Origin of the sequence: Streptomyces poriferorum (genome assembly GCF_019399235.1) — a bacterium.
Lineage (GTDB): Bacteria > Actinomycetota > Actinomycetes > Streptomycetales > Streptomycetaceae > Streptomyces > Streptomyces poriferorum.
In genome coordinates, this window is record NZ_JAELVH010000687.1 from 1 (window position 1) to 329 (window position 329).

Genomic DNA, 329 nt, shown 5'->3' on the forward strand with positions numbered 1-329 from the left:
CTCCGACCCCGACACCACCACCGCCGACGGACCGTTCACCGCCGCCAACCCCACACCACCACCCAGCAACGGAAGCACCTCCGCCTCCGAAGCCGCCACCGCCACCATCACCCCACCACCCGGAAGCGCCTGCATCAAACGCCCCCGCGCCACAACCAACTCAGCCGCGTCCGCCAACGACAGCACACCCGCCACATGCGCGGCCACGATCTCACCGATCGAATGCCCCGCCACCACATCAGCCCGCACACCCCACGAATCCACCAACCGGAACAACGCCGTCTCCACCGCGAACAACCCCGCCTGAGCGAACATCGTCCCGTTCAACA

General features: G+C 67.8%; 1 protein-coding gene. It reads right to left on the bottom strand.

The features are described from left to right. Positions 1-329, bottom strand: a 329-nt coding sequence (locus tag JGS39_RS40425; protein WP_219574708.1) for an acyltransferase domain-containing protein, incomplete at both ends; no start/stop codon positions are given.